The 22,430-nt window shown below is 49.5% G+C and carries 18 protein-coding genes; 8 read left to right on the forward strand and 10 right to left on the reverse strand.

Translation table 11 applies throughout. The annotated features are described in order from the left end of the window. Positions 1 to 100 precede the first annotated feature (100 nt). Positions 101 to 3,007, reverse strand: a complete 2,907-nt coding sequence (locus tag JHJ32_RS01370) for a triple tyrosine motif-containing protein (protein ID WP_200119322.1) — start codon at positions 3,005 to 3,007, stop codon at positions 101 to 103. Between the two features lie 103 nt (positions 3,008 to 3,110). Between JHJ32_RS01370 and JHJ32_RS01375 the strand changes: the two genes are divergently transcribed. Next, on the forward strand, positions 3,111 to 5,378 hold the full coding sequence (locus JHJ32_RS01375; protein ID WP_200119324.1) for a family 20 glycosylhydrolase: 2,268 nt from the start codon (positions 3,111 to 3,113) through the stop codon (positions 5,376 to 5,378). 3 nt (positions 5,379 to 5,381) lie between these two features. Here the strand turns inward: JHJ32_RS01375 and JHJ32_RS01380 are convergent, their stop codons facing one another. Both JHJ32_RS01380 and JHJ32_RS01385 read right to left on the reverse strand, forming a co-directional pair. Beyond that, positions 5,382 to 5,855, reverse strand: a complete 474-nt coding sequence (locus JHJ32_RS01380) for a ribonuclease H-like YkuK family protein (protein WP_079714825.1) — start codon at positions 5,853 to 5,855, stop codon at positions 5,382 to 5,384. 70 nt (positions 5,856 to 5,925) lie between these two features. Beyond that, positions 5,926 to 6,132 (reverse strand): hypothetical protein, encoded by a 207-nt coding sequence (locus JHJ32_RS01385; protein ID WP_139378466.1) that lies wholly within the window; start codon positions 6,130 to 6,132, stop codon positions 5,926 to 5,928. A gap of 49 nt (positions 6,133 to 6,181) precedes the next feature. On the opposite strand from JHJ32_RS01385, the gene JHJ32_RS01390 reads away from it, so the two are divergent. Continuing rightward, positions 6,182 to 7,411: an acyloxyacyl hydrolase gene (locus JHJ32_RS01390; RefSeq protein ID WP_200119327.1), complete on the forward strand. Its 1,230-nt coding sequence runs from the start codon at positions 6,182 to 6,184 to the stop codon at positions 7,409 to 7,411. Here JHJ32_RS01390 and upp read toward each other — a convergent pair. Continuing rightward, positions 7,408 to 8,058, reverse strand: a complete 651-nt coding sequence (gene upp / locus JHJ32_RS01395) for a uracil phosphoribosyltransferase (protein ID WP_079714827.1) — start codon at positions 8,056 to 8,058, stop codon at positions 7,408 to 7,410. The genes JHJ32_RS01390 and upp overlap by 4 nt on opposite strands. Positions 8,059 to 8,155: 97 nt before the next feature. Here upp and uvrB point away from each other — a divergent pair, with 97 nt between their 5' ends. Then, on the forward strand, positions 8,156 to 10,189 hold the full coding sequence (uvrB, locus tag JHJ32_RS01400) for an excinuclease ABC subunit UvrB (protein WP_079714828.1): 2,034 nt from the start codon (positions 8,156 to 8,158) through the stop codon (positions 10,187 to 10,189). A 3-nt stretch (positions 10,190 to 10,192) separates the two neighbouring features. Here the strand turns inward: uvrB and JHJ32_RS01405 are convergent, their stop codons facing one another. The 6 genes from JHJ32_RS01405 to JHJ32_RS01430 form a co-directional block, all read right to left on the reverse strand. Further along, a complete protein-coding gene (locus JHJ32_RS01405; protein ID WP_079714829.1) occupies positions 10,193 to 11,086 on the reverse strand; it encodes a thioredoxin family protein in 894 nt (297 codons plus the stop codon). 114 nt (positions 11,087 to 11,200) lie between these two features. After that, positions 11,201 to 12,463 (reverse strand): FAD-binding oxidoreductase, encoded by a 1,263-nt coding sequence (locus JHJ32_RS01410; RefSeq protein ID WP_200119329.1) that lies wholly within the window; start codon positions 12,461 to 12,463, stop codon positions 11,201 to 11,203. A 113-nt stretch (positions 12,464 to 12,576) separates the two neighbouring features. Next, entirely contained in the window at positions 12,577 to 13,584 is a 1,008-nt protein-coding gene (locus tag JHJ32_RS01415; RefSeq protein ID WP_200119331.1) for a 4-hydroxyproline epimerase, read from the reverse strand. After that, a complete protein-coding gene (locus tag JHJ32_RS01420; RefSeq protein WP_200119334.1) occupies positions 13,584 to 15,059 on the reverse strand; it encodes an aldehyde dehydrogenase (NADP(+)) in 1,476 nt (491 codons plus the stop codon). The genes JHJ32_RS01415 and JHJ32_RS01420 overlap by 1 nt, the downstream gene beginning before the upstream one ends. Then, positions 15,056 to 16,006 carry a dihydrodipicolinate synthase family protein gene (locus JHJ32_RS01425; RefSeq protein ID WP_079714833.1) on the reverse strand — a complete coding sequence of 317 codons (951 nt, stop codon included), beginning with the start codon at positions 16,004 to 16,006 and terminating at the stop codon, positions 15,056 to 15,058. The genes JHJ32_RS01420 and JHJ32_RS01425 overlap by 4 nt, the downstream gene beginning before the upstream one ends. A gap of 156 nt (positions 16,007 to 16,162) precedes the next feature. Beyond that, positions 16,163 to 17,041: an AraC family transcriptional regulator gene (locus JHJ32_RS01430; RefSeq protein ID WP_079714834.1), complete on the reverse strand. Its 879-nt coding sequence runs from the start codon at positions 17,039 to 17,041 to the stop codon at positions 16,163 to 16,165. Positions 17,042 to 17,203: 162 nt separating this feature from the next. Here JHJ32_RS01430 and JHJ32_RS01435 point away from each other — a divergent pair, with 162 nt between their 5' ends. The 5 genes from JHJ32_RS01435 (at position 17,204) to JHJ32_RS01455 (ending at position 22,218) form a co-directional block, all read left to right on the forward strand. Continuing rightward, a complete protein-coding gene (locus tag JHJ32_RS01435; protein ID WP_079714835.1) occupies positions 17,204 to 17,809 on the forward strand; it encodes a DUF4254 domain-containing protein in 606 nt (201 codons plus the stop codon). After that, positions 17,806 to 18,843, forward strand: coding sequence for a glycosyltransferase family 9 protein (locus JHJ32_RS01440; protein ID WP_200119336.1), 1,038 nt, complete (start codon positions 17,806 to 17,808; stop codon positions 18,841 to 18,843). Before JHJ32_RS01435 ends, JHJ32_RS01440 begins: the two co-directional genes overlap by 4 nt. Next, positions 18,840 to 19,961: a glycosyltransferase family 1 protein gene (locus JHJ32_RS01445; RefSeq protein ID WP_079714837.1), complete on the forward strand. Its 1,122-nt coding sequence runs from the start codon at positions 18,840 to 18,842 to the stop codon at positions 19,959 to 19,961. The genes JHJ32_RS01440 and JHJ32_RS01445 overlap by 4 nt, the downstream gene beginning before the upstream one ends. An 84-nt stretch (positions 19,962 to 20,045) precedes the next feature. Continuing rightward, complete coding sequence (locus JHJ32_RS01450) at positions 20,046 to 21,134, forward strand: glycosyltransferase (protein WP_200119338.1); 1,089 nt, start codon at positions 20,046 to 20,048, stop codon at positions 21,132 to 21,134. Beyond that, entirely contained in the window at positions 21,127 to 22,218 is a 1,092-nt protein-coding gene (locus JHJ32_RS01455) for a glycosyltransferase family 4 protein (RefSeq protein WP_139378467.1), read from the forward strand. Before JHJ32_RS01450 ends, JHJ32_RS01455 begins: the two co-directional genes overlap by 8 nt. The last annotated feature ends 212 nt before the right edge of the window (positions 22,219 to 22,430 follow it).

The following is a 22,430-nucleotide window of genomic DNA, read 5'->3' on the forward strand; positions in this document are numbered from 1 at the left end:
TCGGCAAAAAAATACACTACAATGCCACTACAATCCGTGTATAATATTCTGTTTTTCAGTTGATTGTTTTTTATTTGGCGCAGGGTCAGTAAAATGGCGCCTATCGCTTATCATCCCGGATCTGTAGTAGAAACTCATAAAGGTTTTGCTCGGGATCCAGTTTAATTTTTTTACGCAGCCGGTACCGGCTTACCTCTACGGCTTTGATGGTAATGTTCATCAGTTGGGCAATTTCTTTTGACGAGAGATTCATGCGAAGGAAAGCGCAAAGCTTTAGTTCGTTAGGTGTTAGATCGGGATACAGCTGCTTAAGGCGAGCAAAGAACCCTTGATTGACGTGGTTGAAATGAACACTGAATTGTTCCCAATCCTCCTCGGTGCGCTCAGCCGTGCGGATAAGCCGGATAAGCTGCCTGAAATTGATGGTGCTGTCTGGAAAGTCATGTTTCTTGACCACTGCCAATATCGTTTCCTTAATCTTCGAGAGCACTTCGCCGCGTTGGATAAGGTGCATCGTCATATTGGCCAATTCCTTGTTCTTAAATGCGATTTCTGCTTCTAGTTTTTCATTTTGGAGGCGCACGACTTCTTTTTCGCTCCTGTCAAGCTCTAATTGACTTAAGTATAACTCATGATCGTGTTTGCGTTGCAGCTTCTTTTTTTGCCATTTAAAAAGCAAGAAGATGGCCAGCCCGACCAAAACGCAATAGATCGTATGGCTTACCGGATTGCTGTACCATGGCGGGGCGATAACAAAGGAGTAGGTATCGGTATCCGATTCGTTTCCATTGCTATTCCTGGATTTTACCTTAAAAACATATTGCCCCGGAGGGAGGTTGGTATATTCTTTTTCGCTACGGTTGCTCCAGGTAGACCATGCCCTGTCAAAACCTTCCAGCAGATAGCTAAATTCGACGTTTTCTTGCTGGTCATACAGGGTTGTCGCGAATGAAAAGTGTAGCGAATTAGATCGGTAGTGGAGCGTGGGGGTAGGTGTGTGGGGAGCCCGGTGTCCACCGTATAACACCTGCGCTTGCTCGCCGCTGTTGATTAATTTGACGCGGTTTAAAAGGATGTCAGGTTTGCTGGTGTTTTCTTTGTAGCGTTGGTAATTGAGGTGTATGGCACCCCGATTGGCACCGATAAAGATGTTCTCTTCGTTCAAGATATAGATGTTTTCAAATCCGCCCAGGATCTGCCCATTCAATTCAGGGAAGTATGTAATATCAAACGGGATGCTGTCGCTGGGATTGGAAAAATCAGCTACCCCTAGTTTTTTATGGCTGATAAACCACATATTGCCATCTCCATCCTCTTTCAGGTACTGGATTTCCATGCCTTTGAATCGTGGATAAAATAGTGGCGAAGGTGCAAAGCGATCGGTTTGGGTATCATACTCATAGATCCCGTCGCTGGTTGCAACGGTGATGTTGTTTTTTATAAGAAACAGGTAGTTATAGAGTGACGAAGGAAGCCCGTCATTGCTCGTGTATGTTTTCTGTAGCGTTATCCTGGAGCAGTCTTCCGATAGGTTGAACTTGAAGATACCTCGATAGGGGTGAGAGGCCCAAACCACGTGGGAATGCTCATCATAGTAGATGAAACGCAGTGACTCGTAGGGGCCATCCACACGGCCGGCATCAAGGAACGCCTCGCCGTTGAACATCATGTGGTGTAAGCCGAGGTAAGTTCCAGCAATGAGGTGCTTGGACGGAAACACTCTTGACAACGGCTGATAAAGCCAGGTTCCGGGGACGGTATAAATTTTCCGGATCGATTGATTGACAATTTCAAACGCGCCGTCTTCATGCCCCATAAGCAGCCGGCCATTGATTTCATTGAGGCTCCACACTTGGCCTTCGGTATGATTTACCTCTGAAAAATCGGCATCGGAGAGACTGATATCCCGTTGGTTGGCATCAATCGGCGTCACATACAATCCGTTCGACGTGCCGATGTAGAGGTGTTGGTTGAACAATCGGGTGGTATAACTACTGACTGGGTTTGTTCTATTGGGGTGGATGTATTTTACTGCGCTGTTGATGCCAATGAAATCAATGCCATCATCAAGTGCCAGCCATAAGTTCCGATTGCGGTCGATAAAGACATCCCGTACATTATTCATCTGCAAGCCTTCGCCGTATACGTATTGCTGTACCAGCCGATCATGCCTGTCGACGATCAGTACCCCAGCTGATGTGGTGCCAAATACAAACCAATCGTCGTTTACAGGTAGTCCGCAATAAATCCGGTCAGTCGAAAACAGTTCATCAAATGGCGTCTTCTTCACGATAAGCGTATCGCCTATTAAGTAAAAGAGGCCCCGTTTCAAGGTTGTGACCAATAGGGTGTCTCCGCTGTGCGGCATGATAGCGGTTATGACATTCCCGTTTAGATCCGGGTGGTTGGTCAACGGTTTCCAGAAACCGCCTTCAAAATGCATGATGCCCTGTCTCAGCGCTTGTGCATACAGTTTGCCTTGCACCTGTCCCAGGAATTGCCATTCGGTAGCCGGCTTATCTACGGCAATGCGGCCGTCTTTGTAATGCAAGATCTTTGTGTTGGCCCGGAAAAAGACATCAGAACCCATGACGACGATATTCCATACATCAGCAAACCGGCGCTCCGCTTGGGGGATAAGATCGACCAAAGAGCAATATTGCAGCGTACCTGTGCTGTCGGGTTGGAAATAGCCTATCTCATCTTGCCCGCCTACATAAATCCTATTGTTCGAATCTACAGCCACGGACCTGACCACGGTGGCATTGGGCAGTGGGTAAATGTTCCAGTAACGGCCGTTGAACGTCAGCAAACCTTCGTTATTGCCAAAGTACATGATGCCGTGGCTGTCTTGTGCGATATCCCAGTTTTGCAAACCACCTTTATACTGATTGTTATTGTAATTGATAATTTGCGGAATGGCTACCCGATGTTGCGCAATGCTGCATTGGACTACAACAAAGAAAAGGCCCACAAACACAGCTCGCTTTATATGCACATTGGTCATTAGGTAATGTCGGTTAGTATATCCTTCGGCAAAGGTAAAGATAATTGCATAAGTTCGGTATTTTCGATAAGTTTGTAACAGATACATTAAACAAACAGATCGCATGACTCAATATGCACCTCGGTTGATATTGGGTTTTTGGGTTATACCGTTGATTGCGGTAATGTCTGCCCGTGCCCAACATCAGGTTTCCATCATTCCCAAACCCCAAACATTGGAAATTCACGAAGGGGAATTCGTGTTTCCGGCCAATACGCCATGTTACGCCTTTGAACCATTTCTCGAGGTTGCTGCTTTGCTGGACGATCATCCTTTTGCTGCCTTTGCACCCGTTGAGCGTATAAAGTCGCATAGGCGTATCCCGGAGGCCGGCGTACGCCTTGTTGAGGCTCGTGATATTGACAAGTTGGCGCCAGATGCATACCGGCTTCTCATCGATACAAGCGGGATCACCATTACGGCGCATCAACCAACTGCGATGCGTTATGGGATATTGACGTTGATGCAGCTGGCGTATACATTGCCAAATGGGGGTGTATTGCCCGCCATGCTCATTGAGGACAAGCCCCGGTTTGGCTATCGTGGACTTCATCTTGATGTCTCGGGACATTTTTATCCCGTGTCTTTCCTCAAGAAATTCATCGATATCATGGCACTTTACAAGTTCAACAGCTTCCATTGGCATCTTGCGGGCGGACCGGGTTGGCGCTTGGAAATCAAGCGGTATCCTGAGCTTACGCAGAAAGCTGCCTGGCGTACGCATACCCGTTGGAAAGATTGGTGGCAAAATGGGCGTCGTTACCTGCCTGCAGGCCACCCCAATGCCAGCGGTGGTTATTATACCCAAGATGAGGCAAGGGACTTGGTCGCTTATGCTAAGCGAAAAGGAATCACCATCGTTCCTGAAATCGATGTGCTGGGGCATGCTGACGAAGTGTTGGCTGTATATCCGCAGCTATCGTGCACGGGAAGGCCCTATCAACACGGTGAATTTTGTATCGGCAACGAGGAGACATTTACCTTCCTGAGGCATGTGCTGGAAGAAGTCGTGGATATCTTCCCTTCTACCTACATCCATATCGGCGGCGATGAGGCCAACGGCAACGCTTGGGAAGCATGCCCTAAATGCCAGGCGTTGATGGAGAAAAAGGGCCTGAAAGATGTCAACGAGTTGCAACGTGATGTGGTAAAACGGTTGAATACCTTTTTGCAGTCGTACGATAGGAAACTGATAGGGCCGGATGAAATTCTGGGGGAAGGGCTTCCTGCTGATGCCACGATTATGGGTTGGCGAGGTGCTGTTGGTGGTATCCGAGCGGCAAATGCTGGCCATGATGTCATTATGACGCCCGATTCACACCTGTATTTTGATCATTATCAAGGCAATCCATCGACCCAGCCTGAAGCTGCCGGCGGCTACACACCAGTGCAGAAAGTCTACGGATATGAGCCTGTATCCGACGACATAGCGGCAGATAAGCGAAAGCATGTGCTCGGTGCACAAGGTAATATCCGCACTGAATACATGCCTACCGCTGACCATGTGGAATACATGGTTTTCCCGCGTGCGCTGGCGTTGGCCGAGGTGGTGTGGTCTGCACCGGCTGATCGCGATTGGAACGATTTTCAACGGCGCTTGCAGCACCACTACCCGTTACTGCAACGGTTGCATGTCAACTATTACAGGCCCTCCTATGAGGTGGATATCGCCGTAGACTTCAATGCCGATACATTGACCAATACCATATCCATGGCCACGGAGCAACGTGAGCCGGGTATTCGCTATACGACAGACGGTAAAGAGCCGGATGCCGAATCACCGGTTTACACGAAGCCCATCGAGCTGGCCGTACCTGCGGTAGTCAAGGCAGCTTATTTTGTTGATTCGGGCCGCGTAGGGCCTGTCGCTGCGGCCAAAGCAGATATTCACAAGGCCATTGGAAAAAGCATTACTTATCAGACGTCGTGGGATGACGCCTATCCTGCTCAGGCAGAAAGCACGCTCCTAAACGGACAGAAGGGCGGAAAACATGCTGATGACGGCCAATGGCAGGGTTTTACAAACCATATTGACGTGACGGTAGATTTCGAGCGGCGTGAATCAATGAATAACGTAGCGATAAGCTTCCTGCAAGATCCTGCAATAAACGCCTATCAGCCGGGGGAAGTGAAAGTGCTGCTTTCGGACAATGGCAAGAATTTCCGGGAAGCAGGCACCTTAGTGAATGGCGCGTCTCCTCAAGAAAAATTCAGGCAGGTAAGAACTTTCGAATTGAAATTCGATACCGCGCAAACCGCGCGTTACCTGCGTATTGTGGCAACCAACGTACGGAATGCGTTGCTGCTTGCGGATGAAGTGGTGGTGTATTAGTGGCTATTGCACCACCTTATTCGCGCAGGCTGAGCTGGCAAAAGCTTCAGGCTTGGCCTTGAATACAAACCCCATGCTGAGGATATATCCCATAGCATCATGCAGGGCCTGGTTAGATTTGAACATGGGGTTGGTGTTGATGTCCGCATGTACCTCCAGATCCACATCATAACGGTCAAGCAAATCGCACAGCGCGTATGCGGTTTCGATGGAGCGCTGTACCTCAGCCAACATGCGCTCCTTAATGCTCATTTTTTGAGTTGTGCGATCTTGATGGATGTACATAAAGCCACCTTTTTTTTCGCGTACAAATACGATAACGGTGGCGAACTCGGTGATGGCACCCTTTACTTGTGAGTCTGTGCCGATACATACCTTAAGCTTATTGCCCAACAGGTATTCACGAGCAATGGTGGTAGATACTTCATCAAGAATGGGCTGGCGGATGGGCTCGCCGCTGAATTTTTTCCAAGTCATATTAGATGGGATTGAGGGATACGGAAAAGAACGTTGTTGAATACGATATAAAGTTACCGATAAAAAGCCCTTAATACCAATAACTTAGTATTATGTTTTTATTAACAATAAGCAGGTTTTCAACACAAAAGCGCCGATAGCGGTAGCGCGAGCCGATACGCGGGCGACGCGCAGCAGACCTCAGCTTGCGGGCAGCAGGCATAAAGACCAATCCGGACGGAAATCGCATAGCGACAAATTGAAATGCTTGGCCATCGGCTGAAAACTTCTTTTCCACTTGAAATTGTTATACTTGCTTCGGTTTTTTGATGTCTTCATAAACATTTATGTCAAATTTTCTGAACCTCGGGTTAGCAGCACTATCCTTGCTTTGTCCATTACTCGCCTTTGGCCAAGCCAGCCATCAGGACTCCTTGGTAGTCACCGGCCTGGGGCGGTTTGACCATCAGGTGGCAGTCACCTTCAGGCCCGCATTGGTGATGCCGTCCGTGTCTTTCTTCGACGGGGCAAACCAACGCCGGTTACCCATCAAACGTTCATGGTCTGCTCATATGAACTATTCCTTTGGTTTCCCCAGGGGCTCATTGGGTAGTCGTGTATTTTCCGGGACGTATCAAGGTATAGGTGTCGCATACTTTGATTTTGGCAACCGGTTGGAATTAGGCAGTCCCGTGGCCGCCTACATGTTTCAGCGGTCAAGAATCATGCGGATAAATTCCCGTGTTTCATTGGACTACGAATGGAATTTTGGGTTATCCGCCGGATGGCAGCCTTATCATCCTATGACTAATCCAAATAACATCATCGTGGGTTCGGAGGTAAACGCATACCTCAATGCGGGTCTGCACATCAGGTGGAAGCCCTTACGCCGCTGGGCAGTTATGGGCGGCATCGATGCCACCCACTTTTCGAATGGCAATACCGAGTTCCCCAATGCCGGCCTGAATACCTTGGGGGTGAAGATGGGGGTGCTGTATGATTTCTCGCCGCCGGAACCGGATGATGCGGACCAAATCTACGACAGGGAGCGGCCCGGATTTCCAAAGCATGTGAGTTACGATCTGGTCGTTTTCGGCTCCTGGAAGCGAACGGGCGTGGATTTTTTGGGAACACAGGTGGCGTCGCCCTACAAGTACGCCGTGATAGGGGCATATTTTGCACCGATGTATAACTTTGGATACCGGTTCCGGGCCGGCGTTTCACTGGACGCGATTTATGATGGCAGCGCGAATGTTTACACAGCGGATTACATCGCCGGTACCGACCAGGTGTTTTTTACCCCCGACAGGGATCGGCAGATGGCATTGGGGACTTCAATCAGGGGTGAGTATGTCATGCCCATTTTCACTATCAGTTTGGGCTTAGGCGCCAATGTTTTCCATAAGGGTGGAGATTTGCGGGGCACGTACCAAGCGATAGCGTTAAAGGTGAGGGCAACGAGGAGCTTGTTTCTCCACATTGGTCATAACCTGAAGGATTTCCGTGAGCCGAACTACCTGATGTTGGGCTTAGGGTATCGCTTCGCCAACCGTACGCCCTCGTTGTTAGCAAATTAGTTGCTATCTTTAACCCCATACGCCAGATCGCCCGCATCACCCAAGCCGGGTACAATATAGGCTTTGCTGGTAAGTTCGCTATCGATATCGCCCACCCACAGCTGGGCCTGCGGAAGATATGCCTTGACATGTGCAATCCCCTCTTCACTGGCAATGGCGGATACGATGATGAGCGATTTGACGGTGTAGTCATCCAGCAGCTCTTTGCAGGTGAGCACTGCCGTCCGCCCTGTAGCCAGCATCGGGTCAATTAAAATCAGGATGCGGTTATCCAGATTGACACTGCTTACGTATTCTTTGCGGATTTCGAAAGCACCGCTCTTCTTAGTCTTACGGTAGGCACCGATAAATGCGCAATCGGCCTGATCAAATACATGGAGCATGCCTTGGTGCATCGGTATTCCAGCGCGAAGAATAGCGGCAAGTACCGGCTGTTCGGGCAAGAGTGCGGTCTCGGCAATGCCCAGTGGTGTTTCAATTTCGACAGGCTCGTAGGCCAGTGTCTTACTGATTTCATAGGCAAAGATCTCGCCCAGGCGCTCGAGGTTGCGTCGAAAGCGCATGCGGTCCTGTTGTACGGCAATGTCACGTAGTTCTGCAAGAATATGATTGACGATGCTGTTTTGTTGCGTTAAGACATGGACCATGTTTCAAATATAACGAATTCTCCGGTGCTTTTTGTTATCTTTGTTATCTTGGTCTTAAACAATCCAGGTCTTCCTTGGTTTTAATTGTTGTTGTCAGATGAAATTCAAGCTTACCTCTGAATATACGCCTACGGGCGACCAACCTGAGGCTATCCGTCAATTGGTTGAAGGTGTCAATGCCGGCGAAATGTACCAGACCTTACTGGGGGTGACCGGCTCTGGCAAGACGTTCACCATTGCCAATGTTATCCAGCAAACGCAACGCCCCACATTGATATTAAGCCACAATAAAACGTTGGCCGCCCAGCTTTACGGGGAGTTTAAGCAGTTTTTTCCGGAAAATGCGGTTAACTATTTCGTGTCTTATTACGACTACTACCAGCCGGAAGCTTACATCGCGTCCTCCAATACATACATTGAAAAGGACTTGGCCATTAATGATGAAATTGAGAAGCTGCGCTTGCGCACGACTTCGGCGCTAATGTCCGGCAGGCGCGATGTCATCGTTGTTTCATCCGTATCGTGTATTTATGGTATGGGCAATCCGGAAGACTTTTCCCGCTCGGTATTCCGTTTTGGTGTAGGTACCACCATCAGCCGAAACGCGTTCCTGCATCGGCTCGTGGAGATCCTGTATGCCCGGACAACGACCGATTTTAAACGCGGGACATTCCGTGTCAAAGGAGATACGGTCGATGTGTTTCCTGCCTACATGGACGAGGCTTATCGCATCTCCTTTTTTGGTGATGAAATCGATGAGCTCAGTGTCATCGATCCCATCTCGGGCAAAACGTTGGAAAGGACGGAAACCATGGCCTTGTATCCGGCTAACCTGTTTGTGACGCCACGTGAAAAGTTTGTCAACTCCCTCTGGGCGATAGGAGAAGAGCTGGAGCTACGTAAAGAACAGCTATTGTTGGATGGCAAACCTTTGGAAGCCAAGCGCCTGGAAGAACGTGTGAATTATGATTTGGAAATGATGCGTGAGTTGGGATATTGTAGCGGTATCGAGAATTATTCGCGGTTTTTCGATGGCAGGCAACCGGGAATGCGTCCGTTCTGTCTGCTGGATTACTTTCCCGATGACTACCTGATGGTCATCGACGAGAGCCACGTGACCATCCCCCAAATCCGAGCGATGTACGGCGGAGACCGGTCACGTAAGCTTTCCTTGGTCGAATACGGTTTTCGCCTACCGGCGGCTTTGGATAACCGGCCCTTGAATTTTCCGGAGTTTGAATCGTTGGTGACGCAGACCATTTATGTGAGCGCTACGCCCGGTGATTATGAGCTGCAGCAGACGGGAGGTGTCGTCGTGGAACAGGTCATCCGGCCCACAGGTTTGCTCGATCCGGTGATTGAAATCCGGCCGGTCATTAACCAGGTAGACGACTTGTTGGATGAGGTTGATCGTGTGACGAAGGAAGGCGGACGAATTTTGGTCACTACATTGACGAAGCGCATGGCTGAAGAATTGACCAAGTACATGGCCAAGCTGGGCATCAGAGTGCGGTATATCCACTCCGAAATCAAGACCTTGGATCGAGTGGAGATCCTGCGTGGCCTGCGCTTGGGCGAGTTTGATGTATTAGTGGGGATTAACCTGCTTCGCGAGGGGCTGGACCTGCCGGAGGTTACGCTGGTGGCGATCTTGGACGCCGACAAAGAGGGTTTCCTGAGGTCAGAGCGGTCGCTTATCCAAACGATTGGCCGCGCTGCCCGTAATGACAAGGGACGGGTAATCATGTATGCCGATAGCATTACCGACAGCATGCGGGTGACCATCGAGGAGACGAACCGCCGTAGAGCGAAACAAATACATTATAACGAGGAGCACGGTATTACGCCGCGTACCGTAGGCAAGTCGCGCGAAGCTATTTTAGAACAGACATCGGTTGCTGATTTTAAGGGCGGTGAAGCCAAGATCTATGTCGAGCCCGAGCCAACCAGTAGCATTGCGGCTGATCCGTTGGTGCAGTACATGAGCAAGCCGCAGATGAAGCAGGCCATTGACAAGGTGCGCAAAGATATGGAAAAGGCCGCCAAGGAAATGGACTTTCTACAAGCTGCCAAGCTGCGCGACGAGATGTTTGCATTGGAAAAAACCTACGCCGAACTGTTCGGTGAGTAGGGGCTATAGCTGCTCCAGCAGCTCGGCGGCTTCGCTGTTATCCGGTTGGAGGGCGAGCACTTTCTGCAAGTTTTTCTGTGCAAGCTTTACCTCGCCAGCTTGGCGATAAAGCTTACTTAAACTTAAGTAACTCACCGGATCAGCTGGATACAACAGCGTATTTAACTCCAGTACATTGGCGGCTTCAGTAAGTTGCCCCTGTGCGGCAAGCGCATAGCTGTAACTGTTAAGTTCTCCGGCATTTTTAGAAACGTGCTTGATAGCTGTCGCGAGCTCGGCCAGCCGTTCTGCGGACAGTTTCTCGTTGACGTCATCCTGCTGCTGCCAGTATGTTATTGCGTAATAATTGGATACGTAGGGTTTCCCCGAAAGGATGTCAAGCAAGTCCTGTTCTAAGGAGTTGACGGGGGTTTCCACAATCCGGTTAAGCTCCTTTCCGTCTTCGTAGACGATAATGGTCGGGATGCGATGGATAGCCTTGCCGGCCTCTTCATGCTGCGGACTTTGCTTATAAAGATCTCTGCTATTGTCAACGAAAATAAGCTTTAGCTGGGTCGTGTCAAAATTGCTGGAGTTTAACAGCTTCATCAGCCGGGGGATTTCCCGGCGGGTATCGCCACACCAGCTTCCGGCAAATACTTCTATCACCTTGCCATCGAGGAGGGGGGCAAATTGCTTGGCCAATCCCGAATCGATGGTGTAGCCATCATAGCTGCGATCATACCATTCCCGGTAGATACCGCCTTGCATCATCGATGGCGAACAATGGCCCAACAATACCTTTTGCCCATTGGCGCGCGTATACTCGGTGTTTACGATGGGTGTGCTTGCCGGCTGGGCGACAGCTGGCAGCGCTGAAGCAATGACCGCCAGTAGCGTGTAAAATAATTGTCGCATACGATAATGACTACAGAATATGTAGACAAAAATAAAGAATATTCAATCATTGTCCCAAATGATGGTATGTAATATTCTTGTAACCGGCTTCGCATTCGCGGCAGAGCAGTTCATCTAATGGAATCGTTCGGGCGCGAAAGCGGCGATGTCGGCCGATGTCGTGCCGCGATGGGCGAGCTCAGACACGAGCTTCCCGGCCGCGGGCCCTAAGCTGAGTCCCATCATGCCCATTCCGCCGGCGACAATTAAATTCGATACCGTCGTTGAGCGCCCCAGGTAGGGCAGCCCATCCGGCGAGCAGGGCCTGAATCCATGCCAGACAGCTTGTTCGTCCGGTACAGGCAATCGATATTCCGGATAATATTCAGGCAATGCGTTGACGATGCCTTCCACACGGCGCATATTGACCCGGTGATTGATAGCCGCCAACTCCATCGTTCCCCCGACACGCACCTTTCCGCCCATGGGTGTGAGCGCTACCCGGGCTTCCAGCAATAGTGCCGGATGCCTTACCTTCCCTCCAAAGGCGTCTGTCATAAACGAGTACCCTTTGCCCGGCATCAACGGAATGGAAAGCCCTGCTTTTTTGGCCAGCTCTTGCAGCCATGCGCCGGCAGCTAAGACAATGGTATCTGCGGAGAAACCTCCGCTTGTTGTCATGACTTCTGTGATTTTCCCGCCGCTACGTGTCATGGACACCACCTCAGCATGCGGCACTAATGTGCCGCCCAGCTGTTTAATACGTTCCGTCAGCGCGCCAATGAGCGCAGGAGGGTAGAGGTGAGCATCGCTGCGGTAATGCACGGCTCCCAAAACATCCAGTTGTACATCCGGCTCAAGGGCTTGTACCGCTTCGCGCGTCAAAACGGCGACGTCAAGACCCAATGCTTTGGCTTGCTCGGCTAAGTGGATTTCTTCCTCGGCCGTTTTCTCCGTCTTATAGAGCATAAGGATGCCACGGTGGGTGAGTCCAAAGTCTTCGCTCAATTCATCAGCAAGCGCATCATAAAGGTCTTTGCTAAGGTTATTCAGGGCAAGCAGGTGCGGCGCCGAGCGCGTGACATGATGCTCATTGGCGTGCTTAATGAATTTGAGCCCCCACGAAGCCAAGGAGCGACTCAATGTGGGCTTCACATAAAAAGGGCTTCGGCTGTTGAACATCCATTTGATACCCTGTGCCACGATGCCGGGGGCAGCCATGGGCGTGAAGTGGCTGGGGACGATCATGCCCGCATTGCCGTATGAACAGTTGTCCGAAAAGTCACCTTTGTCCAAAAGGGTCACCTTCCACCCTGCTTTAATCAGGTAGTATGCCGAGGCGAGGCCTATGATGCCGCTGCCGATAACGAGTGCGGTTCCTTGAAAAGGAGAAGCCATATTTTGTTTACGATTTACGATTTACGATACGATTTGCTTTAATCAACGCTGAGCGCTATCACCGAGCACCGGCTACCCACCGTCGCGTACCGGCCACTGGCCGCCGTCTCTGGCTAAATCACCTGAAACCCATGCGCATAGGGGTCGTCGTCATCAATGATGATGGTATTATAGCCTGTCACCATGGCCCAGCCTTCAATGCCAGGCGCGATGGCAGGGCGGCCATCGCCAAAAGCATCGGCTACCTCATCTTCGATAGTGCCAATAAACTTAGAGCCGATAATGCTTTCATGGACAAACCGATCACCCTTTTTGAGTTTACCCTTGGCGTGCCATTGGGCCATGCGTGCGGATGTCCCCGTGCCGCAGGGCGATCGGTCTATTGCCTTATCGCCATAAAACACCGCATTGCGCGCTGTTGATGCCGGGTCAAGGGGCGTGCCCGTCCACTGAATATGGCTCAGCCCGCTGATATTAGCATCCTGAGGGTGTACGAATGTGTACTGATCATTTATCCGCTGGCGCAATATGCGGCTCCAGGCGATTAACTGGTCGGCTGAATGGTGCTCCAGCCCCTTGAAGTTTGGTTGAGGATCAATGATCGCATAGAAGTTGCCGCCATAAGCAACGTCTGCGGTAAGGGTACCCAGCTCGGGGCATTCAACGGTGATTCCTTCCGCTGCCAGAAAAGATTTGACGTTGGTCAATTTTACCGACGTTACCTTTTTGCCCTCTTGCGTGTAGTCGATAAGTACCAATCCAGCAGGGGTTTCGAGGCGCAACTTGCCCGCGTTTTTCGGAATGATCAAGCCCTCCTCAATGGCGATGGTGACGGTCCCGATGGTGCCATGTCCGCACATCGGCAGGCAGCCGCTGGTTTCGATATACAACACCCCGATATCATTGGCGGGGTCTACCGGTGGGTAAAGGATGCTCCCGCTCATCATATCATGGCCACGAGGTTCGAACATCAACCCTTTCCGTATCCAATCATAGTCCTTCAAAAAATGGAGCCTGCGCTCCATCATGTTGTTGCCCTGCAATAGCGGTCCGCCGCCTGCCACCAATCTTACCGGGTTTCCGCACGTATGCGCATCGATGCAAAAGAACGTTTTTTTCATCACAGGCTGCTCTTCGTCAATTCGCCATTCACCGTACGCCAGATTCCTAACGGGTTGGCGTTTTTTAGTTCGTCCGGCAGCCATTCATCTGGCCAATTTTGATAGCTCAGCGGTCGTAAAAATCGCTTTATGGCGTCCGGTCCGACAGAAGTAAACCGGCTATCCGTACTCGCGGGATAAGGGCCTCCATGTTGCATAGCATAGCATACCTCCACCCCCGTTGGGAAGCCATTAAGAAGCAAGCGCCCGCATTTGCCGGTCAGCACCTCAATCAGTGACTGGTGTGCGTGGATGTCCTCAGGCTCCGCCAGCACCGTTGTTGTAAGCTCTCCATGAAACGTTTTGGCGATGGCCTCGGCCTCCTGGGCATTTTCATAGGTGATGATCAATCCGAATGGTCCGAAAACTTCATGCCCCAGCTGTTCATTGGCGAGGAACTGATTAGCCGTGACCGTGGCGACGGTTGCGTTTCCGTGGGTTTCCGGCGAAGTTTCAGGGGCTTCAGCCAACACGGTTACGCCGGCTTGCGCCAATAGCGCAGCTTTGTTCTTGCAATAGGCCGAGGCAATGCCCTGATGGAGCATGGGAGCTGCGGAAGTATCCGCAATGAGTGTCTTTAAAGCATCAATAAACTGCGGTAAATCCTTATGGTTCGGCGCCACAAAAATGCCCGGATTGGTGCAGAACTGGCCTACACCCAGTGTCAATGATGCCGCATATTGCTTTGCTACGTCGGCTGCGGCCTTTTCCAGTTTACGGGGGAGCAAAAATACCGGATTGACACTCCCCATTTCGGCAAATACTGGAATAGGTTCAGGTCGTTTTGCAGCGAGGTCATACAGCGCTTTGCCCCCCGCAAACGAACCTGTAAACCCGACGGCCTTAATCAAGGGATGAGCAACCAGGTACTGGCCGCCTTCGACGTTGTCGCTACGCACTTCGGTGAATAAACCGGTATGCAACCCGGCACGTTGTACGGCTGCCTTAATCGCTCCGGCCATTAACGCCGAGGTTTTGGGGTGGCCAGGATGTGTCTTTACAATTACTGAGCAGCCTGCCGCTATGGCGGATGCGGTATCTCCACCCGCGGTAGAAAAAGCAAACGGGAAATTGCTCGCCCCAAACACGGCAACCACACCCAATCCCACGGCAGTCTTCCGGAGGTCAGGCTTCGGTGGCGTGCGCTGCGTGTCAGCGGTGTCAATGCGGATGTCCAGCACCTTTTCCAGGGCATCTGCGTAGCTGCGCCATTGGAAAACTGTCCGCGCTTTCTCGCCGGCCAGCCTTGCGTCCGGAAGGTTTGTCTCCAGTTTGGCAGTATCGATAAGCTCGGGGCCCAGGGCCTCTATTTCATCCGCCACCAAATGCATAAACGCCGCGCGTTGCTTGCTGTTTATGCGCTTAAACGCCAGGAACGCCTCGTGCGCCTGCTGGACCAGTTGATCGATTTCCGATATCGGGGTATTTCCATTCATGATGCTTGTTCTACTGCTGTATTGAGCGGTAAATTTAAGTAATCTGGCAATAACGGCCGCGTAGCAATCGCATCATCGATGATTTTTTGAATACGAGCCCGTTCTTCACCCTCCAACGTCAGCCTTGGGGCCCTGACGTATTCATTACTCAATCCTTCGGCCGTTGCCGCAAGTTTGATGTACTGAACAAGACGTGGATGGATATCCAATTCCAACAAGGGCATAAACCACCGGTAGATGGCCAGCGCTTCATCCAATCGGCCAGCGCCGGCCAAGCGATAAATCGCTACGGTCTCCCGCGGAAAAGCGTCGACAAGGCCTGCCACGGAGCCATGGGCACCAACCAACTGGCTTTCAAGCGCGATGGTGTCTACCCCACCCAATACTTTGAACCGGTCGCCAAAGCGATTGATCATCCGGGTAATGTTGGTTAAATCGCGCGTGGATTCCTTTACGGCTTGGATGTTAGGACACTCGGCCAATTCGGCAAACATATCCACCGTCACATGGATGGCATAATCTACCGGATTGTTATAAATCATGATAGCCAGGTTCGTGGCGTTGGCAATGGTTTTGAAATAGTGCACGACTTCCCGATCCGAAGCTTTATAACGCATGGGAGGAAGAAGCATCAACGCATTGGCACCAAGTCGCTCCGCTTCCTTTGCAATGCTCACTGCTTCTGCTGTGGTCTGTTCCGCGATGTTGAGGACCACAGGTATATGGTCTGGCACGTGCTGCTTGGCAAACACCAGCAAGTCAAACTTCTCTTGCCTGCTTAATGTGCTGGCTTCGCCCAACGTTCCTGCAATGATAAGTCCAGAAACTCCCGCATCGATTTGCGCCAAGAAATTCTTTTTAAACATTTCATAGTCAATAGCCCCATCGGCAGTAAACGGCGTTAATAGTGCAGGATAGACTCCGTGCCAAAGTGTGGTTTTGTTCATGTCTTCTATTGTTATGGTATATAATGCGAAACTATTACACCTTCATGCATTTAATTAGGTGTGTGCCTGATTAATAATTGGCACAAATATACCATTAACCCACAGGTCAAACCACCCGCTAATTAATCAATATTGTGCAAATTTTAACAGTCTCAGCTATTGGACATTGTTGAGGTATTTAGAAAGGTATTCCTTGGGGGATGCGCCGGCGACGCTTTTAAACACCCGGTTGAAGTTGGTGATGCTGTTGAACCCGCAATTGTAGGCAACGGTGGCGATTGAGTCATACTCACCGGCCGTAAGTTTTTTGCATGCTTGGTTTATCCGCATCTCGTTGAGGAATGTGACGAATGTGACCCCCGTGTGTTTTTTGAAGTACCGGCAGAAGGCCTGAGGCGTGAGATGCGCTTCGGCAGCCACTTCTTCCAACGTTAGGGCATTTTGGTAGTGATGCAAGATATAATTGTATATATTGCCCATGCGCAGTCCTTCGCCATCCGTGATATGTTCCTTGCTGAATGTCGAAAGATGCTTGGGCTTCGGATTCATCTTGCAGAACGTCCTCAAAAGATGGAGAAAATTCAACATCTGATCCATGTTATTGGATGCCTTCAGTTTGAGGATATGTTTGGAAACCACATGGAAGTGCTGCTCCGGTAGTTTGAATCCATATTTATATTCCTTTAAAAAGGCATTGAGCTGACTCAATTCGGGCAGTTGGAGGAAGTTCGCAAGATGGCCGTTTGGGTCATAAAAAACAGAAATGCTATGTACGCCTTCAGCTGATTTGTCGTCATTCAATTGACGACTGCCTTTAAACACATGCGATTGATTTGGCGCAATCATGAATATATCATTGGCCTTGAAGCTGTGCATGGTGTTTTCTGCAATTAATGTGCCCTCACCCCTGATAATCCAGATCAATTGCGCTTCTTTATGGCGGTGTAAGTGCGGGTAAAACTGAGGGATAATATCCTCCTGTATGATTACGGTCCTGTCCGGCGTCACCGGAACGGTAAATTGAAGTGTCTTCATCACAGTGGGTTAATAAAAAGTCATATAAATATACAGATATTAACCTTGTTTATCCAACTATTAAAACAAAAAGGTTAAAATACGGTTGTCAATAGCTAAGAATTGAACACTTGCCGCCCGAAAACATTGTCGTAAGTCATATACTTTTAGCTATCTTTGACCATGATTAGCGAAAAAGCAAACGAGATATTCGATAAAGCGATTCAGGACTATCATGTACATGATCAAATCGATCGGCCGATCATAAATCCTTACCCTCCTGATTCATTGGAGCGTCTATTGTATCTGAAGTGCTGGATTGATACGGTGCAGTGGCATATGGAAGATGAGGTCAGAAGGCCTGATATTGATCCCGTTGAGGGCTTGCGTTGGAAAAGGCGGATAGACCAGTCAAATCAAGACCGTACGGATACCGTTGAAGATATCGATGATTACTTCGTAAGGCAATTCGCCGGCGTAATACCGGAGAAAACAGCCAGAATCAACACAGAAAGCGTTGCTTGGGCGATAGACAGGTTATCAATATTGGCGCTTAAAATCTTTCATATGCAACAACAGACGCAGCGTACGGATGCAGCGCCGGCGCATATATCTGCATGCCGAAGTAAGTTAGCCATATTGGAGGAGCAACGGTCAGACCTGTCGCAAAGTATAGACGAATTGCTTGAAGATATACAAGCGGGACGGAAATACATGAAGGTATACAAACAGATGAAAATGTATAATGATCCGGCACTTAACCCGGTGTTATACACCGCAAGCAAATGAATGGAGCAGGGCAGCCCACACTTATAGTGATCCGGTTATCAGCGATGGGCGATGTGGCTATGGTGGGCAGCGTATTGCACGAATTTATCCATCAACACCCCGGAGTACGTATCGTTATGGTCAGCAATGAGACGTTCAAACCTTTTTTTGCCGGCATCGGAGGTCTTGTTTTTCACCCGTTTTATCCACAGCACATCCATCGGGGTATTCCTGGATTATATCGGCTTTTTAAAGAATTGAAGCGCTATGATCCCTCGGCCGTGGCAGATTTGCATTACAATATACGCAGCCGGTTCCTGGCATTGCTGTTCCGTATGAAAGGGATTGCCGTCAAGCAACTCGATAAAGGCCGAAAAGAGAAAAAAGCACTGACACGGCCGTACCGCAAGGTATTGCGTCCGCTCAAACCTACTACCGAGCGTTATGCCGATGTGTTGAGAAGCTTGGGCTATCCGTTTGTATTGAGCCATCGGTTGATTCGTCGCAGGCTGCCGCTTCCCGAAACGGCGAAGCGTTTTTTTGCCCAAAGTGAAACCGGAAAAGTCATAGGTATTGCGCCCTTTGCGCAACATCAGCCTAAGGTATATCCCTTTGATCGCATGGAGGCAGTAATCGCTTATCTCAGCCAACGTGGGCATACGGTGCTTCTTTTTGGGGGAGGACAGGCCGAACAGCGTACAGCTGAGCAATGGCAACAGCGGCATAACCATGTACAGAGCCTTGTCGGCCAATTTTCGTTGCAGCAAGAATTAGCGATCATTTCCAACCTTGACGCCATGCTGAGCATGGACTCCGCAGGCATGCACATGGCATCATTAATGGGCGTACGTGTCTTGTCTATTTGGGGAGCTACCCACCCTTATGCCGGATTTTTGGGGTATGGGCAAAGTATGGATGACTGTATTCAGGTGGATCATCCGGCGCGTCCCAGCTCCGTATACGGCAATAAACCTTGCATGTGCGACGGAAAGGATAGTATGGAGCTTATCCCTCCCGAAATGGTCATCAATAAATTGCGGGAGATCGGGTTATGAACATCGGCTATGAAGCAAAACGCATATTCCATAATCGAACGGGGTTAGGAAACTACGGTCGCGATTTGGTACGGGCCTTGAGTGAATATCATCCAGAAAACAGGTACTACCTCTACAATCCAAAACCGGCGGAAAGCCGATTGTTTCAGGCGGATCGCGGCAATGTGTTCGAGCGGTTGCCACGCAGGTATTCGGATCGTATCTTCCATAACCTGTGGCGGCAGCGCACAGTGTTGCATGATTTAAAACGGGACGGTATCGAGCTTTACCACGGCCTGTCGGGCGAATTGCCGATGGGTTTGTCGGCCTATCCGATAAAAAGTGTGGTAACCATCCATGATCTGATTTTTGTGCGTTATCCGCAGCTGTATACGCTTATCGACCGCACCATCTATTTTCGCAAATTCCGCCATGCTGCCCATCATGCAGACCATATCATCGCCATCAGTGAGCAGACCAAGCGGGATGTGATGGAATTTTTGAAAGTGGATGAGGCAAAAATAAGTGTGGTTTACCAAGGATGTCATCCAGCATTCAAGCAACGGTATACCGAAGCGGAGAAGCAGGCCGCCAAGGCCAAGTACGGCTTGCCCGACGATTTTATACTGAATGTCGGCACGATAGAAGCACGTAAAAACGCATTATCCATCGTCAAGGCCATCGAGCATATTGATATACCACTGGTCATCATCGGCAGGGAAACACCGTATCTGGATGAAATCAAGGATTACATAGGAAAGCGGGGGATGGCGCACCGAATTTTGTTTGTACATGGAGCCACCCTGGATGATTTGGCAAAACTTTACCAATCGGCGCTTCTTTTTATTTATCCTTCCTTTTTCGAAGGGTTCGGCATTCCGATTATCGAAGCCCTGTATTCTGGCGTTCCGGTCATTACCTCTGATACGGGCTGCTTTCCGGAGGCAGGGGGGCCGCATTCCAAATATGTTGCTCCGGATGACGTAGCAGGGCTACAGGGAGCCATCGGTGAGCTGCTGGCAGATGGCCAGCAGCGAAATTTGATGGTGGATGCCGGTTTTGCGTACGCCCGGCGATTCGACGACAACTCCATTGCAGACGAACTGGCATCTTTGTACAAGACAGTGCTTGTGCGGTAGTTTTTTTAATAAACTTGCCTGTTTCTTAGTAAATTGCATATCTTTGTGACGCAAGCCTAACGTTAAACTTATAGGGATCAATCCATGCGAAAAATCGGGTTCTTCAACTCGGCTAAAACCTGGGGCGGAGGCGAAAAGTGGCATTATGAAGCCGCATTGTACTTTGCTTGCCGTGGTTATTCGGTGTTTTTTTTTTCACAGGAAGGAAGTGTGTTGCAACAAAAAATCACCGAGCAGCCGGCCATTTCATTTGTGCCCTTTAATGTAGGCAATTACAGTTTTCTCAACCGGCAGAAAGTACAGGCATTAAAACACACTTTTCAGTCGCTTGGCATCGACACCCTGTTGATCAACTTGTCAAGTGACCTGAAATTGGCAGGGCAAGCCGCCTCAAAAGCAGGTGTCAAGCGCATCATTTACCGAAGGGGGAGTGCCATACCGATTAAAAACAGTTTTTTCAATAAATACGTATTTAAGCACTGGGTCACCGACATACTCGCCAACTCAGAGGCAACCAAGAAAACAATCCTGCAGTATAATGCACGGCTTTTTCCCGAGCATAAAATCAAAGTCATCTATAACCCCATTGATGTTGAATCCTTTGTAAACACGCCTTTCGAGCCAATTTACTATAAAGCGTCCGGTGAACTGGTCATTGCCAACCTCGGACGATTAGAAGAGCAAAAGAACCAACGGTTTCTGATGTTGTTATCCGTCGAATTGGAGCGGCGGGGCATAGCGCATAAGATTATCGTTGCAGGGTCCGGCAGATTGGATCGGGAGTTGAAAAAGCTGAGCAACAGCCTCAATGTAGCAGACAACATATTGTTTACCGGTTTTATCCATAATGTAAAGGATGTCTTGATGTCGTGTGATATTTTTTTGCTTCCATCATTGTGGGAAGGGTTCGGTTATGTGCTTGCCGAGGCTTCGCTATGCCGCAAGGCCATCGTCGCATTTGACATCAGCAGTAACCCTGAGCTCGTATTGCCCGATGTTTCGGGTTTTTTAGTGACCAAAAACGATGTGAAGGAATGTGCGGAGAAGGTTTGTTTATTGAGAAATAATCCGCAGCTCCGGGAAAAAATGGGGGCCGATGGCATGCTGCACATTATCAATACCTTTGAGAAAAATCGAATCATGGCTACGATAGAGGCGTACATCAATGAATGATGAGCAACACACCATCCGCATAGCGTTGGTTGAAATAGGTGGGTCTCACGACGAGTGCTTGTACAGTCAGTGTCTTTTTCTGCAGGGGCATGCCCATGTCACGTTGGTCGTCACCGCTGATTTGGAGGCCAGGCTGGGCGATTATCATTGGATGGCTTCTTCCACGAAGGTCTTCGGGTTTCATTCGTCGGCTTCATTCCAGTGGAAAAACATTTGGAAGGTATACCGATATCTAAAGTCCCAGCGATTTGATCGTATTGTGTTCAATACTGCGCAGGGTGGCCTTAAGAAACTATTCGTTCTGCCGTTTCCTGAAAAAACGGTCATGCTGGGCGTCATCCACAATACCTCGAAGTTTTACACGGGAATTGGTCAAAAGCTGATTAACCGCCGTGTTAAGCGATACTTCGTCTTGAACGATTATCTGCTTCCCTCCGTATCCCGGCTGACAGGCTTACGATTTGCATCGTACTACCCGATTTTTTTCCCAGAATGGGCTTCTGCAGACACTATCCAGAAACCTGATGGCGCATTATGGATAGGTATACCCGGGGAAGTGTCATCGAAGCGCCGGGATTATGCCGTGCTATTAGACACCTTGAAAGCTTGGAAAGAGAAGCGTGACGTCAAATTTATTCTTTTGGGAAGGCTTTCGGCTGGAGACCGCAACTGGATAATCAAGCAATTGAATGACCATCCCGACCTGAGCGCGCATATTATCTACTTCGAACAGTTTGTGCCGATTGCGACCCTTCATGCCTATATGCGGCTTTGCGATGCTGTGATGCCGTTGATTCACCCCTGCACGCAAGGATTTTCGGACTACCTAAACCATAAAATCTCTGGGGCCTTTAACCTGGCCTTTGCGTACCGGAAACCGCTGATTATCGAACAGTCATTCTCCGCTATACAAGACCTCTGCGAAAATGCCGTATTTTATGCCGGAAGCGAGTTGAAGGACACGTTTTTTACGCAGCTGATGGCAGTGCTGCCTAAGATCAAGGAAGGCGCTTACCGTCACGCAAAGTGGGCGTTCAATGCGCAGCAACAAGCTTACTTGGCGTTTACGGAAGTGAGGCCATGATTAACGGCCAAAGCCCTAATTGGTAAAGGTTTTGGCGAAAGCCATCCAGATTGCCAATTTTTGCGGTTTTACGCGGTTGTAGAAATCTATTATTAATTAAATCAATGATGATTTATTGCATTTATAGATGAATCGCATTTCGCTGATTCAGATGTAACAATATGGATGCACACTCTCGACTATGTAGCAATTGACGATTTAAAACGTTAAAA

It is taken from the genome of Parapedobacter sp. ISTM3 (genome assembly GCF_016533505.1).
GTDB classification, from domain to species: domain Bacteria; phylum Bacteroidota; class Bacteroidia; order Sphingobacteriales; family Sphingobacteriaceae; genus Parapedobacter; species Parapedobacter luteus.